This is a genomic window from Athalassotoga saccharophila (assembly GCF_009936215.1).
Classification (GTDB): domain Bacteria; phylum Thermotogota; class Thermotogae; order Mesoaciditogales; family Mesoaciditogaceae; genus Athalassotoga; species Athalassotoga saccharophila.
Genome location: NZ_AP019551.1, coordinates 1,911,328 through 1,931,161, shown reverse-complemented (window position 1 = coordinate 1,931,161; position 19,834 = coordinate 1,911,328). Strand labels below are relative to the sequence as shown.

The following is a 19,834-nucleotide window of genomic DNA, read 5'->3' as shown; positions in this document are numbered from 1 at the left end:
TTTTCACCTCATAACTTGCTTATGTCGTTGAAACCTTCTCCAAAGACTTTGTCTATATCTTCAACTATCACGAAGGCAGACGGATCTATGGACTTTATGACCTCTAAGATGGCCGAAATTTCCCTTCTTTTGACAACGACCATTATCATTTTGTACTCTTCTTTATTGTGTGCTCCTATTGCCGGAATGTAGGTTACGGTGTGTCCAAGTTTTTGGGTTATATAATTTTCTATTTCTTCGTTCTTCGAGGAGATTATGAAAAGTTGCTTACTCATCTCCATACCGCGCATGAGGAAATCTATCGACAATCCGTTTAAAACGATGGCGAGGATCGCGTACATACCTATATTTATCCCGTATTGAAATCCCGAAAGCACACCTATCGCCACGTCTGCGATCAAGACTCCTTGTCCGAGCGGTATGGAAAAGAAGCGGTTAAACAACTTTGCCACGATATCCGTCCCACCTGTGCTTCCATTTTGCGAGAAGGCTATCGCCATCCCAAAGGCCGTTATTATAGATCCGAATATCGTCGCAAGCATTAAATCTCCTCCGTTGTAGACTGGGATTGGGAAGATGTTATCGAGAAGATCTACAAAGAAAGAAAGCAAAAAAGTCGAATAAATCGTTTTAAAACTGAAATCTATGCCGAGTATCAAGATGGAGATGAGTATCAGAATGCCATTTATTATGTACATCCATACGCCAATTTGAATAATCGGCAAAAGTCCATGAAGTATTATTGCCAAACCACTTGCCCCACCTGCCGCTATGTTGTAGGGTACAAGAAAAGCGACAACACCTATTGCGGTTATAAGGTCTCCTGCCGAAATCAAAAAATATTCTTTCGTAGTTATCCATATCTTGTTTTTCAACTTCATCACCAGAGGAATTTTATCATAAATTTTTATCAAATGCGATCTGGTTTGCAAGATGATTTGTTATAAATCGTTTTCAATCGTTAGTCTATTGAAAAAAAACAATTTTGGTGGTATTATATTATTTGCCTGTCAAGGCTTCTTTACTTTAAATTCATATTTGAAGGGAGGAATTCAGATGAAACGTTGGTTTATCTTGACTCTGATCATCGCTTCTTTAGCGGTGATGAGCGTTTTCGCAGCCACACCCGGACAGTTACTTATCTGGGCTGACTCTACAAGGGCTCCTATTTTGACGCAACTTGGCAATGAATTTCAGTCTGTTTACGGAATACCTGTAAAGGTTGTAGAAATGAACTTTGGTGATATCAGAACCAAATTCGTCACGGCTGCCGCGGCTGGCGAAGGCCCCGATATAATAGTCGGTGCAAATGACTGGGTTGGAGAATTGGCGGCAGATGGACTTTTAAGTCCTATTACCTTCCTCTCGTCCGATCAAATCAATCAGTTCGCTCCATCATCTCTTCAGGCCTTCTCCTACGGTGGCAAACTTTACGGTCTTCCTTACGGTATAGATGTGCTTGCTCTCTTCTATAATAAGGACTACGTCACAAATCCACCGACAACCCCGGATCAACTCTTTACGATGGCACAGCAGATGACATCCGGTGGATTCTACGGACTTGCCTATCCTGTCTATGGTAATCCTTATTTCTCTGCACCATTCATTCAGGGATTTGGCGGTTACGTCTTTGGGACAAATCCGAACGGCTCACTTAATCCAAATGACATAGGCCTCGCGAATGCAGGAGCAGTTAAGGGATTGGATTACATCGTGAGTCTCTTTAAAGCCGGAATAATTCCACAGGGAGAAGATTACAATACCGCAGTTAATCTCTTCACATCCGGTAAGGCTGCCATGATGATAAATGGAGAATGGGCAGTGCCACAAGTTCAACAGGCAGGTATCAATTTCGGAGTTGCACCTATCCCGGGTGGAGAACCATTTGTCGGAGTTCAGGGCTTCATGATCAATTCCAAATCTCCTAATCAGATTCAGGCAATTGAATTCCTGTCAGATTATGTTAATACCACAGATACAATGTACAAAATATGGCAGGCCGATCCAAGAATACCGGCCCGCTACGATGTTGCCGCCAAGGCCGAAAAAGTTGCCCCATGGCTTAAGGGATTTGTTGATGCTTTGAGCAACACGACTCCTATGCCAAATATTCCTCAGATGGCCTCTGTTTGGAATGCATGGACAAATGCGATTAACCTTGCAGTCGACGGGAAAGAATCTTCTCAGGCCGCTTTAACGACGGCTGTCGAGCAAATAAAACAGGCTATAGCGCAGTAAATCATCGCATGGCGGGATCCTCCCGCCATGTTTTTATGTGGAGGGATAATCTTTGGTGAAAAAGGCTATTCTATGGATATTGGTGGCACTTATAGATGCCATTCTTGGATGGTCAATAACTTTATTGTTTATCGATGGATCTTACGCGCTTGGAGTTATTGTTATATTATTGCTTGTGTTTATAGATTATGCGCTCATAAATCCGAAGGGATATCCTTTCAGATATATGTTGCCCGCTCTTATAATTCTGATGATTTTGACCGTTTATCCGATATATTTCACCTTTCAGATAGCCTTTGAGAATTACGCAACGGGATACATGTGGACAAGAGATCAGGCAATAAACATCTTACTCGACAAGGTTGTAATAAGCCCAAATCCAAAGTTTTTCAATTATTCCGTCTACACCCTTTACAAAGATTACAAGCCCACAAATGATTTTGTTTTGCTCTTGAAAGATCCGGATGGCAAACTTTACATAGCCTCATCGCCTCAGCCTTCTAATGGTAGATACACAAGTTCATTTGAAATGCTTACAAATGGTTCGGTTTCGATAAATGGCATCACTTATTCCATAGTAAGATCTCTAAAGGATCCTTCACAGATAATAGCGATATCTGTCAATGGAGAAAATTACAATTACTTTTACAGTCCTTCAGATCAAAGTACTTTCCCCAACCTTAAATTTTTCAATTCCAATTACGGATCCATCTTAAGCAATACCGAATTTGTAAATCCAGAAATAGGAACATTGTTTTTCACGACAACTTATGGCTTTAACAAACTTGTGACGGCAAAGTACGAGTATACGCTTTCTACAATGCCCGTTATAGAGAATGGCCATCAGATCCAAAAGACCGTTTTGATTAACACTCTAACTGGCCAGCCAGTACTCGAGCACGATTCGGCCTTTTGGGATATTGATCCTTCTACCGGAAAACAAACCATGATAATAGGATATTACGGATACATAGGGCTCGGAAACTTTTCATCGTTGCTTACGAACAAACAGATAATGTCCCCATTTTTGAGTGTTTTTGTATGGACGTTCGAATGGGCCGCCTTAAGCGTCATCTTTACCTTTTCCGTTGGACTAATCCTTGCGATAGTTTTGAACAACAGAAATATGAAGTTCAGAACTATTTACAGAACTCTTTTGATAATCCCGTGGGCAATACCGGGATTCATATCCATAATAATGTTTAGAGTTGGATTTTTCAACGTGAGTTTTGGAATAATAAACAGGATTTTTCTCGGAGAATGGCTCCATCTACCACCGATAAACTGGTTCGGAGATGCCTTCTGGGCGAAGGTTGCCCTCTTTTTGGTCAACACTTGGCTTGGCTTTCCTTACATGATGGTCATATCTCTCGGAGCACTTCAATCTATACCCGACGATCTTTACGAGGCCGCCTCGATAGACGGATCTTCTAAATGGCACTCATTCTGGACTATAACCTTTCCTTTACTTATGACGCCACTCGCTCCTTTGCTCATAGCGTCCTTTGCTTACAACTTCAACAACTTTAACGTCATATACCTTTTAACGGGAGGAAGTCCACCCATTCCAAATTCAATAACGCCGGCCGGCCAAACGGACATACTCATAAGTTATACCTACAACCTTGCATTTGGAGGAGCGTCGGGCCGTAACTATGGCCTTGCGGCTGCGATATCCATTTTGATATTCGTTATAATAGCGACTATAAGTGCTATAAACTTCAAACTCTCAGGATCCTTTGAAGAGGTGAACAAATGATGTTCAAAGTTCATCCGATAAGACATATAATAATAATTGCCGTTATAGTTGTGGTTTTATTCCCTGTTTTGTGGATCTTCACAACTTCGATAAGAAGGGACAATTCTTCCATAAGCCCGGATCTTTTCTCGGGACAAACGACATGGCAAAATTACATAGATCTTATATTTGAAAAGCCAAATGTACCATTATTGTACAACGATATTGCCAACATTTACAGTCTTGGAAGCCCTTACAACAAGATGAGCGATAAAGAGATTCTTAACGCTCTTAACGGTGATTTTAACGCTTACGAAGGTTATTTCAAATCAACTTACCAAATGAGTAATTCCATAACATCTAATGCTTCGTGGATATCTGTGAATTTCATTCCAAAGGCAAAATCTCTTGCCATAGAAAGTGTGAAAGAAAATTCCGGTGCCGATCTTAGATACATCTCAATTGTCTCTTCCGATCTTGGGGCTAAATTCAACTCTCTCGATAAAAATTACAAAATGGCAGGTCTTGTTGATCTTCTTAACTCTTTGAAATCTTCTCCAGATTCTGACGTTATCATACTCGGAGAATATTTTCCAGAAATTACTCAATCGTGGAACAATTATAAAGATTCTATGTCTAAGGCCGCATCGGCCCTTTCAAATGTTCCCGGAAATGTCTCGGAGATACTTTTGGAAAGCGGCATCGATAATCAGATGGCCAAAGACCTCGTAAATGCCTATGAAGAGACTTTAAATTCTTTAAAGAATGGAACCTTCACTTATGGAAACTGGTTTGCCCCGATTTACTTAAGACGTATCAACATGGACACGATAAATCTTTCGAATACGGTTGGATCGACTAATGCGGCCAAACTTCAAAACATAAAATCAATGGTCTTCTCGACAGTTCAGAATGTTAATTCTGCCTTTTCATCTTACGATCAAAGCCTTTCGAACGCGATTTCAAAGGCCCAAGTTGCAAAGAATCTTTTGTTAAGCACACTTCAATCTTCTCTTACAACTCTTTCCAACAATTACAATTCACTTCAAAATCAATTGAGCACGATGACCGCAAGCGCTGTCTCATATCTCGGTGCTATGTCCTACGATGCATCGCAGATTTCGATATTTTCAAATAACATAGTTCCAACTGCCATGGCATTGGATAACATGGTTTCCCTTGTAAAAAGTATCATAAGTCAGAGCAAACCATCGACGCAAAGCGGCGTCTTTTACGATGTCTCATCCTACATATCTCAGGCAAAAGAATGGATTTCGATCTCTTCGAAATACAGTCTTTTTGATCCTATAACGAAACAGGTCCAAAGGATATTAGACGATCTTAACTACATTCAGAATAACCAATCTATAATTTACGCGAATATGAACTCAAATGCCATCGCTAACGTCAGGACCTCTCTTCCATTTGTGCTTCTTAAATTGCAATCGGGCCTTTCCATGTCCATACCGGTCCTTCAAAACTACGATATGAATGCACAGAAATACAAAAATATATCGGAAGAGATTCCGAATATAAGAAAACAAATAGCAGAGATTTCATCACAGATTGGTCCAATCCAGCAAGAGATAAATTCTATAAATGATAAGATCTCGATCTCTTCTCTCTACTTTGCCACGCTCAAATATTCAAGGGTGATAGATAGAGAGGCAAAACAGATAAATTCATTTGAAAGTGCCGGCGCATTTTTGAATGATCTCAATAAATACTATTCAACTTTACAGAATTCGAATATCTATTCTCAATTGCCGCCTATGCCTTCATCTTCAAGATACGATCAATTCTTCAACACTCAAAAGTTAATCGATACGGTGAATCTTACCATCCAGACTGGCATCAGCCTGAACAAATTCACAGATCAGTACTCTTATTACATCTCACATTTAAAAGATAGAAGCAAAGATTACGTGAATATAAATGTTCTCGGATTTCCATTCAGTGTCAACGAGATAAATTCTATAAATAATCTTTACCAGAATCAGTACGTTTCAACCATAGGACCGAACCTTGGAATAATCTCAAGAAGAACAAATGAACTCGCCGGTCTTCCGTACTTTAAAGAGATAAGCGGAAAACTCGGCTCGATAAATAACACCTCATATTACATAACACAGATATGGATGCAAAAGTACATACCTCCTTTGATGAGATGGCTGCTCAACAGTATAATCGTTTCAGGTTCGGCTGCCGTCATAACTGTCTTCCTCTCCGCTTTGATGGCATATCCATTCTCAAGGCTTAGATTTAGAGGAAGAAAATATGGCCTGATAGGAATTTTGCTCATACAGATGTTCCCGACAATGATGGCTATGGTCGCGCTTTATCTCTTGCTTAATTTCATAGGTAAGTTCTTCCCATTCCTCGGGTTGAACACTCTTGGGGGTCTTACCTTCCTCTACATCGGAGGCGGAATCGCCTTCAATTCATGGCTTATAAAGGGATTTTTCGATACAATACCCATGGAACTTGAAGAGGCGGCAATGGTCGATGGCGCGACAAGGTACCAGACATTCTGGAGGATAATATTGCCACTTTCGGCACCGGTCCTTGCCGTTACGATGATACTTGGCTTCATAGGAAATTACGGTGATTACATACTTGCATCGATAGTCATGACTGGGCTTAACAACTACACATTTGCCGTTGGACTTCAGACATTCTCAACGGGCGCCTATTCGACTAACTGGGGACTTATGACCACGGCTGCGCTAATAGGCATGATTCCAATACTCGTGTTATTTTTAAGTTTACAAAGATTCATAGTTGGAGGTCTGACGCAGGGATCGGTGAAAGGATGAAAATAGATTACGAGAAATCACTGCTTGGCCTGATAAATTCAATTGTGGCAAAGTTCGGCCTGCTTCCATTTCATAAGCCTTTGCCGGGATCTTATTTTGGAGAAAAGTTTCAAAATTCGAAAAGGGTTGTTTTGATTCTCATCGATGCTCTTGGTTACGATCAGGCAAAGAAGGTAGTCACAAATTCGAATTTGAAATACATAAAAATGCCTCAAAAGATATCTTCTGTCTTTCCGTCGACGACAGTCAACGCTTTAACAACGCTTTCGACTGCGAGATCTCCAATAGAGCACGGTATGTTGGGGTATATACTTTATTTGAAAGAATTTGGAACACTTGCGAACATGATAGAATTTTCTCCCATAGGAATGGCGAGAGATTCGTTGATATCTCGCGGTGCAAATCCTTCTTCATTCTTAAGCGTTCCTTCCATATACGAGCCTTTGAGAAATTATGGCGTGAATCCTCTGATAATAATTCCTTCCTCTTTCAAGGAAAGTGGCCTTTCGAAATTGCATAACCGTGGATCGGCAGTTCAAGGATACCTTGATCTCGTAGACATGATGATCAAATTGAGAAAAAACCTTGAGTCAGAAAAATTTTCTTACATTTACGCTTATTGGCCGATGGTAGACGCAATGGGACACACTTATGGACCAAACTCCGAGGAATACTTTGAAGAAGCAAAAGAGGTTTTTGAACTTTTCGAAACCCTTGTCTATGAAAGATTGCCTTCAGACATAAAAGATGAGACCACATTTTTGATAACCGCAGATCATGGCCAGATACATACGCCTTGGCAGCACGAGTACAAAATAAATCCAGAAGATGAGTTTGTCTCAACTCTTCAGATTTTGCCAGCCGGTGAGCCACGGGTGATGTATCTTTACACGAAGGATCCTTCAAAGACGATTGAAGAAGGCGAAAAAATTTTTGGATCGAATGTCGAATTCGTCTCATCATCGAAGATGATCGAAGAGGGCCTTTTTGGACCAGGCAATGCGGATCCAAGATCGATATTAAGAATAGGAGATCTTGTCGCCATTCCGCGTGATGATTACTCTTTTTCGGTGAAATACACCGGTAACGAGCATCAGATGAAAGGAAAACATGGAGGGTTATCGAATCAAGAAATGGATATCCCCCTTTTTGTGATTTAGATGGATAAAATAGAACTTTACCGTGAAGAAGATATGAGAAATTCCGTCAACTACATATGGATAATTCTTTCCGTTTTTGTGCCATTTGTGATCTATTACGTCATGTACAAGATGTCCAAATCGGTAGACGATCACATAAGACACAAAGTAGAAATTTACAAAAATCTTAACATTCCGTCAGATCTTTTAAAGGCGATGGAAGATTTCCCGGTGAATACCATTGTCTATTACTGGATTTTTCTGATTTCTGGCATCTTTGAATTTCTAATGGGCTTAATCTTTTCAATAAATTTGCAACCTCTCTACATTCCGATGCCGGTCATCCTCGCGCTTTTGATCAATTTCTTTTTCCTTGTGATTCTTGTAGACGCTATCTCAAAAAGACTTTACGTCCACCAGTTGATAGAAGAGGATATAAATAAGTCCATGAATATTCAATCTAATCTAAGAACATTCAAAAAGCGGAATGGACTTTCTTTTATGATCCTCTCGATCATAACTCTTACGATATACGCATATATCTATCTTGCGCTTGTAACTAAAGAATATCTTAACCATATCGAGATAGACTACCGGATTTTGGAAGAGATGAAATGATAGTAGGAATAGGAATAGACGTAGTTGATATAAAACGAGTAAGTGAAAAATTGGGAAATAGGATCCTCTCTTCAAAGGAATTTGAAATATGGCAAAAAAGGAAAAAGATGGAATTCGTCGCTGGTCGATTTGCGCTCAAAGAGGCTTTTTTCAAAGCGATCGGGACTGGGATAAGGGGCGTCGATCTAAAATCGATCTCATTTGTTCCTGACGAAAGTGGAGCCCTTCATTTAGAGGAGAATGAGGTTATACTCTCTTTAAAAAAAATTTATGAATTTGACTTAGTTCACGTTTCTCTTTCTCACGATGGAGACATCGCCGCCGCGGTTGTCTTGATCGAGAGGAAAACTTAGGCATTAGTATCCACCCTGAACAAGTACACTATCGACTCTTTTGACATTTCCCGCTATTATTTCGTATTTTATTGGTCTTATGGTTATACTTGCTTGCGTCATCGTTGGATAAACTGTTATTTTGACAAGTCTCATGTAAACAGTGGCACCTTTTGATGTGCCAAAGAATTGAGCATTTATAACGGGAGTTGATGCCTCAAGTGCTGTGGCGGAAGAAGAAATACCCTGTCTAAGTAAGTATTGTGAAACATAACTTTCGAAATTATTTAGCCTCGACATTGAAACGGCAAAATCGCTCTGGGCTATTGTCATGGAAGTTATTGACCAGATCATAAGTACACCAAAAAAAACTATTAAGATAGCAAGAATTGCGTCTATCAAAAGAGATCCTTCTTTCATACTTCACCTCAAATTCATACTTGTTACGGCAGATGTGTAATCGAAATTTGTTTTTCCCTTTGAGAGGATGAATTTGTATCTTATGGATCCATTCTGCGGTTGATAAAACACCAAAGACGCAACATCAGATGCTATTTGAACTGTTTGAATTTTGGTTGGAGTAATTTGATTTGCAAACTTCAAAACAATTGACGATCCTTGCATTGTCATCGTTGCAATTTGCGTGTAGGGTGAGTAATAAATTCCGTTAATTCCAAAGGGAACCTGAACCTGATATGAGATCCATTTGCCTTTTGAATCCACATTTATCGACGATATCGACGGTCCCATCTTTATAAGTTGTGCCTGAATTCTTTGATTTATAACCAAAGCCCTCTGGGCGAGATTTACCTCGTTAAGGGCCTGAGGCCCGAGAATCGTGAATTGATTCATCATAAAAATTATCGCGCCAAGGGCTATTAGCCCGACAGCCATTGAGATAAGTAATTCTATAAGCGTGAATCCATTCTTCATATCGATCACCTAAAAGGTCGTTCTTACGGCAAGCAAAAGTGCCTTGCCCTGTGCCGATGGTGTGCCGTACATATTAGACGGCATTCCGGAAAGATTTCGCCAGTCGAAGGCGTAGTAAGCATGATAACCAGTATTAAGAGAATTCCCTGAATATGTTCCGAAAAATTGTCCGCCTTCATATTGAGCCATTGATCCAAAAACGAAAAGTTGGCCTGTTTTCCCATTCCATTGAGCATATTCATAATTTGGATACCAAAAACTTCCATTGAACGCGTAAATGCTCGCCATAACTTTTGCGTATTGCGGCATTGAGTCAGCAAGTGCAATATCGTAATTCGATACTATATTTAGGGCATCCGTTCCTGTGGCAGCACGTATTTGGGAAACGGTTGAAGTTGATACCGGAGAATTTTTCCAGTTACTTTGTGAATTGTTCGATCCAAGCAGTTGATTTGCGTAATTGTAGATGATATTTCCATTTATGATAGAACTTCTTGTCGTGTACAATGTGTATTTTCCTGAAACGATTTGATTTGTGCCATCTCCTATGACAAGATCGGAAGTTGTTTTTATAACCCCGTTGAAGTTGAAATTAATTGGCCCAGAACCATTTGGTAATCCAAGTAATCCATTTGATCCACTTTCAATTGTAAGTTTAGAATTTCCTGGAATTGAATTTGCAGGATTTATCTGCAATAATGTTTGCCATTGCGGATTTGAATAGCCCAATTGAAGTACATCATAAACATTTGGATTGTAATAATTGGGATAATAATTTCCTGAATAAAATTGTCCATTGTAAAGATATGGTCCTATTGAATATAAGTCATACTCGTAAGAATACATGTTAACATCTGTCCTTAAATGATCAATAGCGGCAATTGCATTAGATGTATCTATCCCATAACTTACAGTTATTGTGTTAGCATTGGATCCAGAATTTCCAGGAGAGAATGTAACTTGCAAAGATGGAATTCCATAAATTGCTGAAATAACGTTGTTATAATCATTGTATATAACAGAAGGGAGTTGATTCCATAAAATATTTCCATTTTGATCGGTATAGCCACTATCTGAAGCCCAATAGTTAAAATCGCTTACAAACATACTTACAAGTTTTGATAAGGTGTAATATCCACCGCTTTTCCATTTATAGTTATTACTGTAACTAAATCCATAATTTCTCCACAATTGATTTATAAGATTATTATAAACTCCAGAAAGATCCAGTCCTACCGGCGTTGAATAATTTGAAAGATTGGAAGGAGAAGCAATTTCAGAATTTATTTGAGATGAGTATTGATTTGCTATCATCGACATGTTCATAGAATTTATATCTGATTGACTGAGTTGTGATGAGCCACTTTCAAAGATGGGACTTCCATAACCTGGTACTTGATAAAGTCCTCCATATTGCACGTAAGATTTGAAATCCGGATTACCGAGCGTTATAAGAGTGCCATTTGTTCGAACAGGGCCATCAAGAATATCTCCAGTCATAAAAGTAACATTGTTAAATGGCGGAGCATAAGGCGGTTCCATTTGCGTAAAATATACATATCTGTTCAGTCCGTTCGCGACGACGAAGCCGCTTGCGTAGGCGACCGATCCTCCAACCTTTGATCTTGCAACGACAAAATATTTTGAATTATTTATGTATCCTCCAACCTTTGTCTGAATTATTACTATATCAGGCGTGGAAGTAAAAATCCCTGTAGCCTGAAGTGTTTTAAGAAAACTTTGGACCGCAGGGATCTTGTTCAGATACAAAACATTATTCGTACCAGTCGCAAGCGTTGAAAGTGCTATTTTCCACCCCGCACCGTCCGTAGATGAATAGATTGCGCTAAAGAAATTATTTGAAGTATTCGGTTGTAACCATATGATAGACGAAAATGGAACAAGACCTGGTCCCGAATTGAAATTAAGGCTAAATCCTCCTATTGAGTTGGCATAGTGAGCGATAAAAGATGTTCCCATTTGCAGGCCATTCATCGCATCATTCGAGGCTATGACAAGTTTTTCTTGAGATACACGAAGCATAGAGGTGCTTGAAACAAAATTAACTATGGCCGCTACAAAAATAGCAACCGCTATTAAAAGTATTAAAGCCGCTTCAAGCACGTATCCTTTTTTCATGGTGATCACCGATTAAAAGTTTATCAAACTCCTGTGTACATGAAGTTAAATATTTTGTAAATAAAAGTTAAATGATATGGATTGTTTTTTACGAAAAAATAGTTACGCGTAATCGAAAAATGGCATATAGACTATTGATTTATTCGTTTTTTGATCTCGTCTATCAATTGGTTTTCATCGGGATATTCCACATTCAAAACTTTTCCGTCTCTGAGAAAGAAGATAGTTCCACTTAATTTTTGATTTGTCAGTTTTTGATATGAGAAGAGATAGAATTTTATTTGAAATTCGTAATCTTTCAATTTTGAATGGGAATAGGTGGCATATTTAAAATCTATTATCCTCTCTTTTGTCGCTTTGTCTATTTTTCCTATGAAATTTCCTATTTCGGGTATCTCTATCTCTATTGCAATTTCGCTTGCAACCGTGGAATTTTCTATCTCTTTTAGGACAGGGTGATCTACAAGTTTTAAAAGGTCCCCTTTGACTTCTTCAACCATTTCCTTCGGGTACAGGGTGAAAAGATCCATTTCGAGCACATCTTGGAGTTTGTATGGTCCGACTTTTTCTAAAATCTCGTGCGCTATATTTCCATAGTCCATTTTTTGGCTTGAAATTTCTTTTTCGAATAATTCCGTTACATTGTAAGATTTTGGTCTTGAGGAAATCTTTGGAGTCTTGAGATATCTGTCTTCTAATTCGAATTTTTCGTCCGATTTGTTCTTTGGCTGTGGCATCTTCGGCTTTCTTATTTCTACAAGATCTTCCATTTCTTTTGGAATTTGCCATTTCATTCCATTTTGAAACCCTGCCGCAGAAAAGGTGCTCATCCATACATTATTTCTTCTATTACCCTCAAAGTTAATCTCTTTGCTAAGGACAAGGTATTCTTTTGCCCTTGTCATCGCGACGTAGAGCAACCTTTTTTCTTCTTCCAAATCTTCTTCTGTTTTATCGCCATTTTGGGGTTTTGTGTCCATCTGTGCGATTATGACGATTGGAAATTCGAGGCCCTTTGCTTTGTGAACTGTCATTATTTTGACGACATTTTCTTTTTCTGAAAGGGCTGACGCTTCCTGTTCGTCTTCTGGAGATCCTTTTTCGAGTAAAGCACTGATGCCATTCATGTCCCAAGAGGGTATGTCCATCGTGTCAAGAGTTTCTATGAACTTCAAAACATTTGCTATTCTTTTATCCCCGTCCTTTTCTATGGCTATCTTTCCAAGGTAATTCGTTTCTCTTATCGCAAGCCTTACCAACTTAGAGGCATCTGTTATGTTTTTCAATTTTATCAATTTTTCGATCAATTCATGAATTTCGGGATATTTTTCTTTTAGGCCATCGTAGAGCGAGGTATATTCTATTTTTAACTTCAGCACCTCGTCGATGTTCATATCGAAGAATGGAGATAACAAAAGACCTGTCATTGCCTTTTGATCGTAAGGATCGAGTATGACGCCCATAAGGTTTTTTATGGCAACAATCTCTTTTTTGTCAAAGAAGTTTTTGCCTCCGACTATGTGGTAGGGTATCCCGTATTTGACAAGTTCATTTTCTATCGCCCATATATTCGTGGTCTGTTTTAAAAGTATCGCTATGTCAGAAAGGTTTCTCCCCGCTTCAACGAAATCATTTATTATTCCGCATACTGCCTGCGCCTCGACGATTCTTGCCTTCATTATGTCTGTATCGCCCGGATTATCTAAAAGAATTACTCTTTTCTCATCATCCTTTTCTGCCTTCAAAATCTGGGGTGAATACTTTATCCTTCCGTTAAAGACTTGAGAGAAGAATTGATTGTAAAATCTCACAAGGTTTGGCTTTGATCTGTGATTTTCATTCATTTCTTTCAAAGACACTGATTTTTCGAGAGATTTCTCAGTTATTTCGAGAAATACGTCCACGTCGGCCCCTCTGAATGCATATATCGACTGCTTGGGATCTCCTATGTACCACACTCTGTTTGTCGAAGTTCTTAAAAGTTCTATTATCTCGCTTTGAATTCTATTTGTGTCTTGGAATTCGTCTATAAAGATGTATCTAAAATAATTTGCGTATCTTTCTCTGAGATCATTATTTTCTTTGAGAAAGTCTCTTGTGAATATGAGCAGATCTTCAAAATCGAGTGTTGATTCTTCCCTTTCCATCTTCTCGTAAGATTCCAAAATCTTTCGAGCATGGGCTTCAAATTCTTCTTTTATTCCATCATCTATATTGGAAAGATCGTCAGTTGTTCTCTTTTCAATGACATTGGTTAGCCAATCTCGAAGATCTGAAAATTTAATCGTCGGATCTGCCTCGAAAATTTTCTTTATTTCTTTTACATTTTCGATTATGTAGGACTCAATGAATCTTTTTCTTCTTCTTGAAGCGCTTAATCCATTTATTATTTTGAAGTCCGGGTCTATGTTGATATACAGTGCGCTTTCTCTGAGTAAACGTGCGCAAAAGGAGTGAATCGTCGAGATGCGCGAGAAGGCGAGATCCCTTTTTATCTTTTGATAAACTTCGTTTTTGGGATCGACCCTTAAGCCTTCCTGGGCTATCTTCATTACCCTCTCTTTCATCTCTCTCGCGGCCTTATCGGTAAAGGTCATTGCTACGACCTGATCTATAACAAGGGATGGATCGTTTCTAAAGACATCTATGTATTTTTCAACAAGCACCCTTGTCTTTCCGCTTCCCGCCCCCGCCACGATTATTAAGTTATCACGGCTTTGGTATATCTCATTTTGAACACTTGAAAGTTCCATCCGGCCACCTCACAGCGCATATATCTTTAAAATCACATTTATCGCAAATGCCTTTACAACTTTTCGTGTGGTGCTTTCTTATATAGATACACTCTTATCCTTGTTAAATTATTCTTGCTTACCGTTCTACCTCCAACCATGCTTTGTTATATACACACGAACCAAAAACAAATGACACTGATCCTATGCCCGCAGATATGACAGCGTTTTGAACTTTTTGAATGTAGTATTCGAGCAACGGGGGTATTTCTTCTCAATACTATAATTTCTTCTTCCCAACGCTTTTACGATTCAGAACTCAATGCATTTTCCTCTCCATCCGGCCATCTCACAGCGCATATATCTCTAAAATGACATATGCTGCAAATCTTTTTGCGGCTTTCTCTTTTTGATTTCCCGATCAGTTTTAACTTGCTACTTGTCAAGAATTCACCCATCCTTACGCCTTTTACAAAAAGGTGTATATTATCGACAAGATCTTTCCACATTTCATCTATATTTGCCTTATCGAGTACGTTTTGAATCTGTGCATCCTCGATTACAGAGAAGGCTGCCCTTATCACAGGTCTTTCAAGAAGTGCCTCGCATATCTTTGAGTAAAGCACAAGTTGTGCTTTTTCTCCCGGATGTTTTGCCTTGTAATCGATTATCATAAGGCCTGACGGCACTTCATCTATCCTGTCTATTCGTCCAGAGAACTTTATTCCTTCAACTTCGGCCCCTGACTTTGTAAATGAGTATTCGAATTCTTTCGGCAAGAACTCCTCACCGCTATCTGTCTCGAACCTGTATTTTTTGAGATTTTTCTTCTTTCCATCTATTTCAACTGGAAATTCCACATTTCTAAGATAATTTATCAGGGTATTCGATACTTTCAAAAGATTTATTTCAAATATCTCGGGCTCAAAAAAGCTCATCTTCTCAAGTTCGTCCCTTGCAATTTTTTCGACATATCCTGTCAATTCTTTTTCAGGCATCTTTCTTAGTTTTTCTCTTCCGTAACTTATCAAATGTTTCAAACTGTTGTGGTAGACCGTCCCTATCTCTATGCTGTTAAGGTCAAGATCATAGGTGATATCTTGTGGAAGTTCCATAACGTATCCAAAGAAATATTTTAATGGGCATTCGTCGTATGTATGGTACCTGTAAAAACTCACGGGCATTCTCGAAAGTTTATCGCAGTATTCAAGGCCTTTTTCATCTTTTATGTGGAAATCTTTTTTGCGTGAGACCGTTATTCCAAATCTTTTCTCGATTGTATTGTCTCTTCCGTTCCACCTCGCCCATTTAGAGTAGGATATAATCCCTTCCTGAATGCTCATGTAAGGGTAGGACTGTGCCGGCGTTACATCTTCGAACTTTTGAGTTATCTCTTCGAGGTAGACAGACGGTATTATCCCTACTCCGCTTTCGGATGCCTCTGCAAAGGTTATGTACGCTTCATCCGCGTGAGATAGCGCCGTGTAAAGGTCAAGTTTGTCATCGGAGATTCTTTTTCTCGTTTTGTTTATCCCAAAATGTTTTTCTTCTTCTAAAGAGTTGTAAAAGTAATTCGGATGAAATTCGGGGTAATTTCCTTCTGTAAAGTCAACGAATATCTTTATCTTTTTGTGGCTAAACCTCGATGTCAATACGTCGGAAATCCTTACCGATTCGTATTTCAACGGCGGGTTGTAGTCTATCTCTTTTATCTGCATTTCGAGATAGTATCTGTAATCGCCGACATTTATTTCTTTTATTCCGGTAAAGTTCAGAATATTCTCGATTTCCCATACAATTTCTTTTAATCTCTCGAGTGCCACAACGTCTTCTTCCATCGCATTTACTTTGACTGTCTCTATTGCACGCTCGAGAATCTCAGAATATTCTCGCGGCTCTTTTGCATCTTCGAGGCCCTTCAAAAATTCGAACAGGGTCTTTACACTCTTTTTTGCCCTTTGCAAAGATTCAAAAAGACTTTTTGCTTCTTTTTTTATATCTTCGGCCTCTTCGTCTTCAAGATCTTCGAGATTCTCAAGATATTTTTCAAAATTTCCAAGCCTTCTTTCCCAGTCTTCAAGCCTTGATCTGTAAGAAAGTTTCATAGGACCTCTGTCTAAGTGGGCCTTGCTGTAGATAAGGGGAAATTCAGCCACCTCTCCTCCAAATCCTGCGATGATCATGCTCATAAGCAGATCCTGTGGATATCCTCCGCTCGCGACTCTTAAAGGAAGCATGACCTTTTGGACGGCCGTGTTTTGATTCAACTTCTTCTTTCCAAGGTAGGAAAGAGTTATAGAGTACTCTTCCAGTTTGTTCTCTATTTCCTTTATGTAATTGCTGTTTTCGGATTTCACGACTATTTCGAAATCTTGAGGATCGTATCCTTCCAAGAGCAGTGATTTGGCTTTTTTGCACACCCATTCTATCTCTTCAGATGGCTTTCCAAATTGGTGTATCTTTACACCGTCGCCGTCTTTTCCAAAAAGGCCTTTTGCCACTCCGTTTCCCGAAAATTCTTTCTTTATTATGGAAGGATTGAAGTCTTTGACGGCATTCATTATCGTTGAAGATCCAAATTCAAATATCTCGCCCGTCGTTACGGTTATGTACGTGTTCTCAAATGAAGAGATGACCGCTTTGAAGAATTCTCCGACAACGGGGGTGAAGTCGTAGAATCCATCTATGAAGAGATTCTTCCCGCCAACCTTTACCTTTCCTTCTGCCACTATTCTGTAAGCGTCGTACGTGTCGAAAAGTTTCATCGATTCCATCTTCTCTTTGAATCTTCTCATAACTCCTTCTATGAACATGTCGCGCAAATTGTCGGGATTTGAAAATTCTTCCTCTTTCATGTATGTCTTTATATCGTCTATTAAAGAGAGCAATTTTTCGACAGTTGATTTATGGCTTATCATGCCGGCTTCCATTCTCAATTCCTCGGGCATGTTCAAATTTCTTGTGGCCATATCCTCTATTACAGAAGAGAGTATGACTATCTTAAGAGACCTATCTGCAAAAGCGAGGTTAGTCTGCGATTTAACAAGGCTAACTGCAAACTGGTCGATCGTTTTAAAGGCCGATCTGTTTATAGAGCCTATTTTATGTGCGGCATAACTTGCCGTTGATTTTACGAACTCTCCTTGGCTTCCTATGAAGGTGTAATCGAAAGGGTCCAATTTGGATATTTCGGAGATTATGTGCGCGGTCTTTCCAGAAAACGGCGGTCCCGAGATTATGGTAACTTTACCCATATCTGCCTCCTCTATTTAGATTGTACGCCCAAAAAATTTTTTGATCAAGGTATGCTGGTGGGTTGCATTTTTTAAAATTTGTGCTATAATTCACATGTAAGCCAATCTCTTTTGGGGGTGAACAGATGAGCGATGTTTCCATTGTGATAAATGGAAGGACTTACACTGTAGATTCGCAAATGACCGTACTTGAAGCGTGCCAAAAAGTGGGCGTTTACGTTCCAACGCTCTGTCATCATCCGTTGCTCGAAGACGTCGGTGCGTGCAGAGTTTGTGCAATCGAGATAGAGGGCGCGAGAACTCTAATGACTGCCTGCACGACAAAGGTTGCAGAAGGCATGAAGATAAAGACATCGAGCGATAGAGTCGAGAGGGCTCTCAAGGACAACCTTGCGCTTCTCCTGTCGAGACATCCAAATGATTGTATGACCTGCGACGTTAACGGAAGGTGTGAATTTCAAAACCTTATAAATCTTTACGATATCCACGATATATATCCAAAAGACCTTAGAAATGTCGAATTCGACAGTTCTTCAAATGCCATCTTCAGAGATCTTAACAAATGTATAAATTGTGGAAGATGTGTAAGGGTATGCCAGGATGTTCAGGGATTGAGTATCTACACACTTTCTAATCGTGGATCGGAGTCACTTCCCGTGCCTGCCTTTGGCCTTGAGATGAAATACACCGATTGTATAGGATGCGGCCAGTGCAGTGCGGTATGTCCTGTTGGAGCGATAACGGAAGAGCCTGATTACAAGAGAGTGGATGTTCATCTCAGAAAGCATGACAAGATCATGATAGTTCAGACGGCTCCAGCGACAAGGGTTGCTATAGGGGAAGAATTTGGGATGGAACCGGGTCATGTCTCGACCGGCAAAATGGTTGCGGCCTTAAGAAGATTGGGCTTTGATTACGTTTTTGATACAAACTTTGGAGCCGATTTGACGATCATGGAAGAGGGAAGTGAACTCATAGAACAGTTGATGGGTCATGGCGAACACCCTGCGCCAATGTTCACCTCCTGTTGTCCGGGATGGATAAATCTCGTCGAGAAGCATTTCCCAGAGTTCATCCCAAACATTTCGACGGCCAAATCTCCTCAAGAAATGCTTGCTTCCACTATAAAGACGTATTTTGCGAAAAAGATAAATGTTGATCCAAAGGATATCTTCGTTGTTTCAGTTATGCCATGCACTGCAAAGAAGGATGAGATCGTCAGGCCACAGCACATCTACGATGATATCCAGATGATAGATGCAGTTATAACGACGAGAGAACTCGGAAGACTTGTAAAGAATCACAGGATAAATTTCCTCGATCTACCTGATGAGGATTACGATGCACCGCTCGGTCTTTCTACCGGTGCGGCCGCGATCTTTGGAGTCACGGGTGGAGTAATGGAGGCTGCTTTGAGAACGGGATATGAACTCGCAACGGGTAAAACTCTTCCAAAAGTTGAATTCAAAGACGTTAGAGGATTTGCAGGCGTGAAGGAGGCAACAGTCGATCTCGATGGTAAACAGGTCAAAATCGCCGTTGCCCATGGAACAGCGAATGTTATAAACCTGCTTAAAAACATAAAGGCTGGAAATGTGAAGTACGATTTCGTTGAGATAATGGCCTGTTACGGTGGATGTATAGGCGGAGGAGGACAGCCAAAATCAACGGATCCAGACATTCTCAAGAAAAGATCTGCGGCCATTTATTCAATAGATGAAGCGAGTAAATTGAGAAAATCTCATGAAAATCCGGCAATCCAACAACTTTACGTAGAATTCTACAAACAGCCGTTGAGCGATCTTTCAAAGAAATTGCTGCATACCCATTACACAAACAGAAAGAAATCGGTTTTAGAAAGGGTTAAAGAGGTACAAAAGGTCTAAAATCTGATC

Annotated in this window: 13 protein-coding genes; 7 read left to right on the top strand and 6 right to left on the bottom strand. The window is 39.7% G+C overall.

What is annotated here, in order from left to right:
• Positions 1-8: 8 nt before the first annotated feature.
• The gene (locus ATHSA_RS09545; protein ID WP_161848859.1) at positions 9-881 is read right to left on the bottom strand and encodes a YitT family protein; all 873 of its coding nucleotides are present in this window, start codon (positions 879-881) and stop codon (positions 9-11) included.
• A 175-nt stretch (positions 882-1,056) separates the two neighbouring features.
• Here ATHSA_RS09545 and ATHSA_RS09540 point away from each other — a divergent pair, with 175 nt between their 5' ends.
• The 6 genes from ATHSA_RS09540 to acpS are packed head-to-tail and all read left to right on the top strand — an operon-like array spanning position 1,057 to position 8,902.
• Positions 1,057-2,238, top strand: a complete 1,182-nt coding sequence (locus ATHSA_RS09540) for a sugar ABC transporter substrate-binding protein (protein WP_161848858.1) — start codon at positions 1,057-1,059, stop codon at positions 2,236-2,238.
• Positions 2,239-2,293: 55 nt separating this feature from the next.
• Positions 2,294-3,997 (top strand): ABC transporter permease subunit, encoded by a 1,704-nt coding sequence (locus tag ATHSA_RS09535; RefSeq protein WP_197739170.1) that lies wholly within the window; start codon positions 2,294-2,296, stop codon positions 3,995-3,997.
• Complete coding sequence (locus ATHSA_RS09530) at positions 3,994-6,792, top strand: sugar ABC transporter permease (protein WP_161848856.1); 2,799 nt, start codon at positions 3,994-3,996, stop codon at positions 6,790-6,792. Before ATHSA_RS09535 ends, ATHSA_RS09530 begins: the two co-directional genes overlap by 4 nt.
• Positions 6,789-7,952: an alkaline phosphatase family protein gene (locus tag ATHSA_RS09525; RefSeq protein ID WP_161848855.1), complete on the top strand. Its 1,164-nt coding sequence runs from the start codon at positions 6,789-6,791 to the stop codon at positions 7,950-7,952. The genes ATHSA_RS09530 and ATHSA_RS09525 overlap by 4 nt, the downstream gene beginning before the upstream one ends.
• Positions 7,953-8,549, top strand: coding sequence for a hypothetical protein (locus tag ATHSA_RS09520; RefSeq protein ID WP_161848854.1), 597 nt, complete (start codon positions 7,953-7,955; stop codon positions 8,547-8,549).
• On the top strand, positions 8,546-8,902 hold the full coding sequence (acpS, locus tag ATHSA_RS09515; RefSeq protein WP_161848853.1) for a holo-ACP synthase: 357 nt from the start codon (positions 8,546-8,548) through the stop codon (positions 8,900-8,902). The genes ATHSA_RS09520 and acpS overlap by 4 nt, the downstream gene beginning before the upstream one ends.
• 3 nt (positions 8,903-8,905) lie before the next feature.
• Here acpS and ATHSA_RS09510 read toward each other — a convergent pair whose 3' ends face one another.
• The 5 genes from ATHSA_RS09510 to ATHSA_RS09490 all read right to left on the bottom strand — a co-directional run bounded on the left by ATHSA_RS09510 (position 8,906) and on the right by ATHSA_RS09490 (position 17,939).
• Positions 8,906-9,301, bottom strand: coding sequence for a hypothetical protein (locus ATHSA_RS09510; protein WP_161848852.1), 396 nt, complete (start codon positions 9,299-9,301; stop codon positions 8,906-8,908).
• Positions 9,302-9,304: 3 nt separating this feature from the next.
• A complete protein-coding gene (locus tag ATHSA_RS09505) occupies positions 9,305-9,814 on the bottom strand; it encodes a PulJ/GspJ family protein (RefSeq protein WP_161848851.1) in 510 nt (169 codons plus the stop codon).
• Positions 9,815-9,823: 9 nt separating this feature from the next.
• Positions 9,824-11,953 carry a hypothetical protein gene (locus tag ATHSA_RS09500; protein WP_161848850.1) on the bottom strand — a complete coding sequence of 710 codons (2,130 nt, stop codon included), beginning with the start codon at positions 11,951-11,953 and terminating at the stop codon, positions 9,824-9,826.
• Positions 11,954-12,084: 131 nt separating this feature from the next.
• Complete coding sequence (locus ATHSA_RS09495; RefSeq protein ID WP_161848849.1) at positions 12,085-14,706, bottom strand: UvrD-helicase domain-containing protein; 2,622 nt, start codon at positions 14,704-14,706, stop codon at positions 12,085-12,087.
• A 284-nt stretch (positions 14,707-14,990) separates the two neighbouring features.
• Positions 14,991-17,939 carry a PD-(D/E)XK nuclease family protein gene (locus ATHSA_RS09490; protein ID WP_161848848.1) on the bottom strand — a complete coding sequence of 983 codons (2,949 nt, stop codon included), beginning with the start codon at positions 17,937-17,939 and terminating at the stop codon, positions 14,991-14,993.
• Between the two features lie 125 nt (positions 17,940-18,064).
• Between ATHSA_RS09490 and ATHSA_RS09485 the strand changes: the two genes are divergently transcribed.
• Entirely contained in the window at positions 18,065-19,825 is a 1,761-nt protein-coding gene (locus tag ATHSA_RS09485) for an NADH-dependent [FeFe] hydrogenase, group A6 (protein WP_161848847.1), read from the top strand.
• The last annotated feature ends 9 nt before the right edge of the window (positions 19,826-19,834 follow it).

Excerpts from the sequence above, each read along its gene's own strand:
- ATHSA_RS09485 (WP_161848847.1), top strand. The coding sequence starts at position 18,065 with ATGAGCGATGTTTCCATTGTGATAAATGGAAGGACTTACACTGTAGAT.
- ATHSA_RS09525 (WP_161848855.1), top strand. The coding sequence starts at position 6,789 with ATGAAAATAGATTACGAGAAATCACTGCTTGGCCTGATAAATTCAATT.
- acpS (WP_161848853.1), top strand. The coding sequence starts at position 8,546 with ATGATAGTAGGAATAGGAATAGACGTAGTTGATATAAAACGAGTAAGT.
- ATHSA_RS09520 (WP_161848854.1), top strand. The coding sequence starts at position 7,953 with ATGGATAAAATAGAACTTTACCGTGAAGAAGATATGAGAAATTCCGTC.
- ATHSA_RS09500 (WP_161848850.1), bottom strand. The coding sequence starts at position 11,953 with ATGAAAAAAGGATACGTGCTTGAAGCGGCTTTAATACTTTTAATAGCG.
- ATHSA_RS09530 (WP_161848856.1), top strand. The coding sequence starts at position 3,994 with ATGATGTTCAAAGTTCATCCGATAAGACATATAATAATAATTGCCGTT.
- ATHSA_RS09540 (WP_161848858.1), top strand. The coding sequence starts at position 1,057 with ATGAAACGTTGGTTTATCTTGACTCTGATCATCGCTTCTTTAGCGGTG.
- ATHSA_RS09505 (WP_161848851.1), bottom strand. The coding sequence starts at position 9,814 with ATGAAGAATGGATTCACGCTTATAGAATTACTTATCTCAATGGCTGTC.
- ATHSA_RS09510 (WP_161848852.1), bottom strand. The coding sequence starts at position 9,301 with ATGAAAGAAGGATCTCTTTTGATAGACGCAATTCTTGCTATCTTAATA.
- ATHSA_RS09490 (WP_161848848.1), bottom strand. The coding sequence starts at position 17,939 with ATGGGTAAAGTTACCATAATCTCGGGACCGCCGTTTTCTGGAAAGACC.
- ATHSA_RS09545 (WP_161848859.1), bottom strand. The coding sequence starts at position 881 with ATGAAGTTGAAAAACAAGATATGGATAACTACGAAAGAATATTTTTTG.
- ATHSA_RS09495 (WP_161848849.1), bottom strand. The coding sequence starts at position 14,706 with ATGGAACTTTCAAGTGTTCAAAATGAGATATACCAAAGCCGTGATAAC.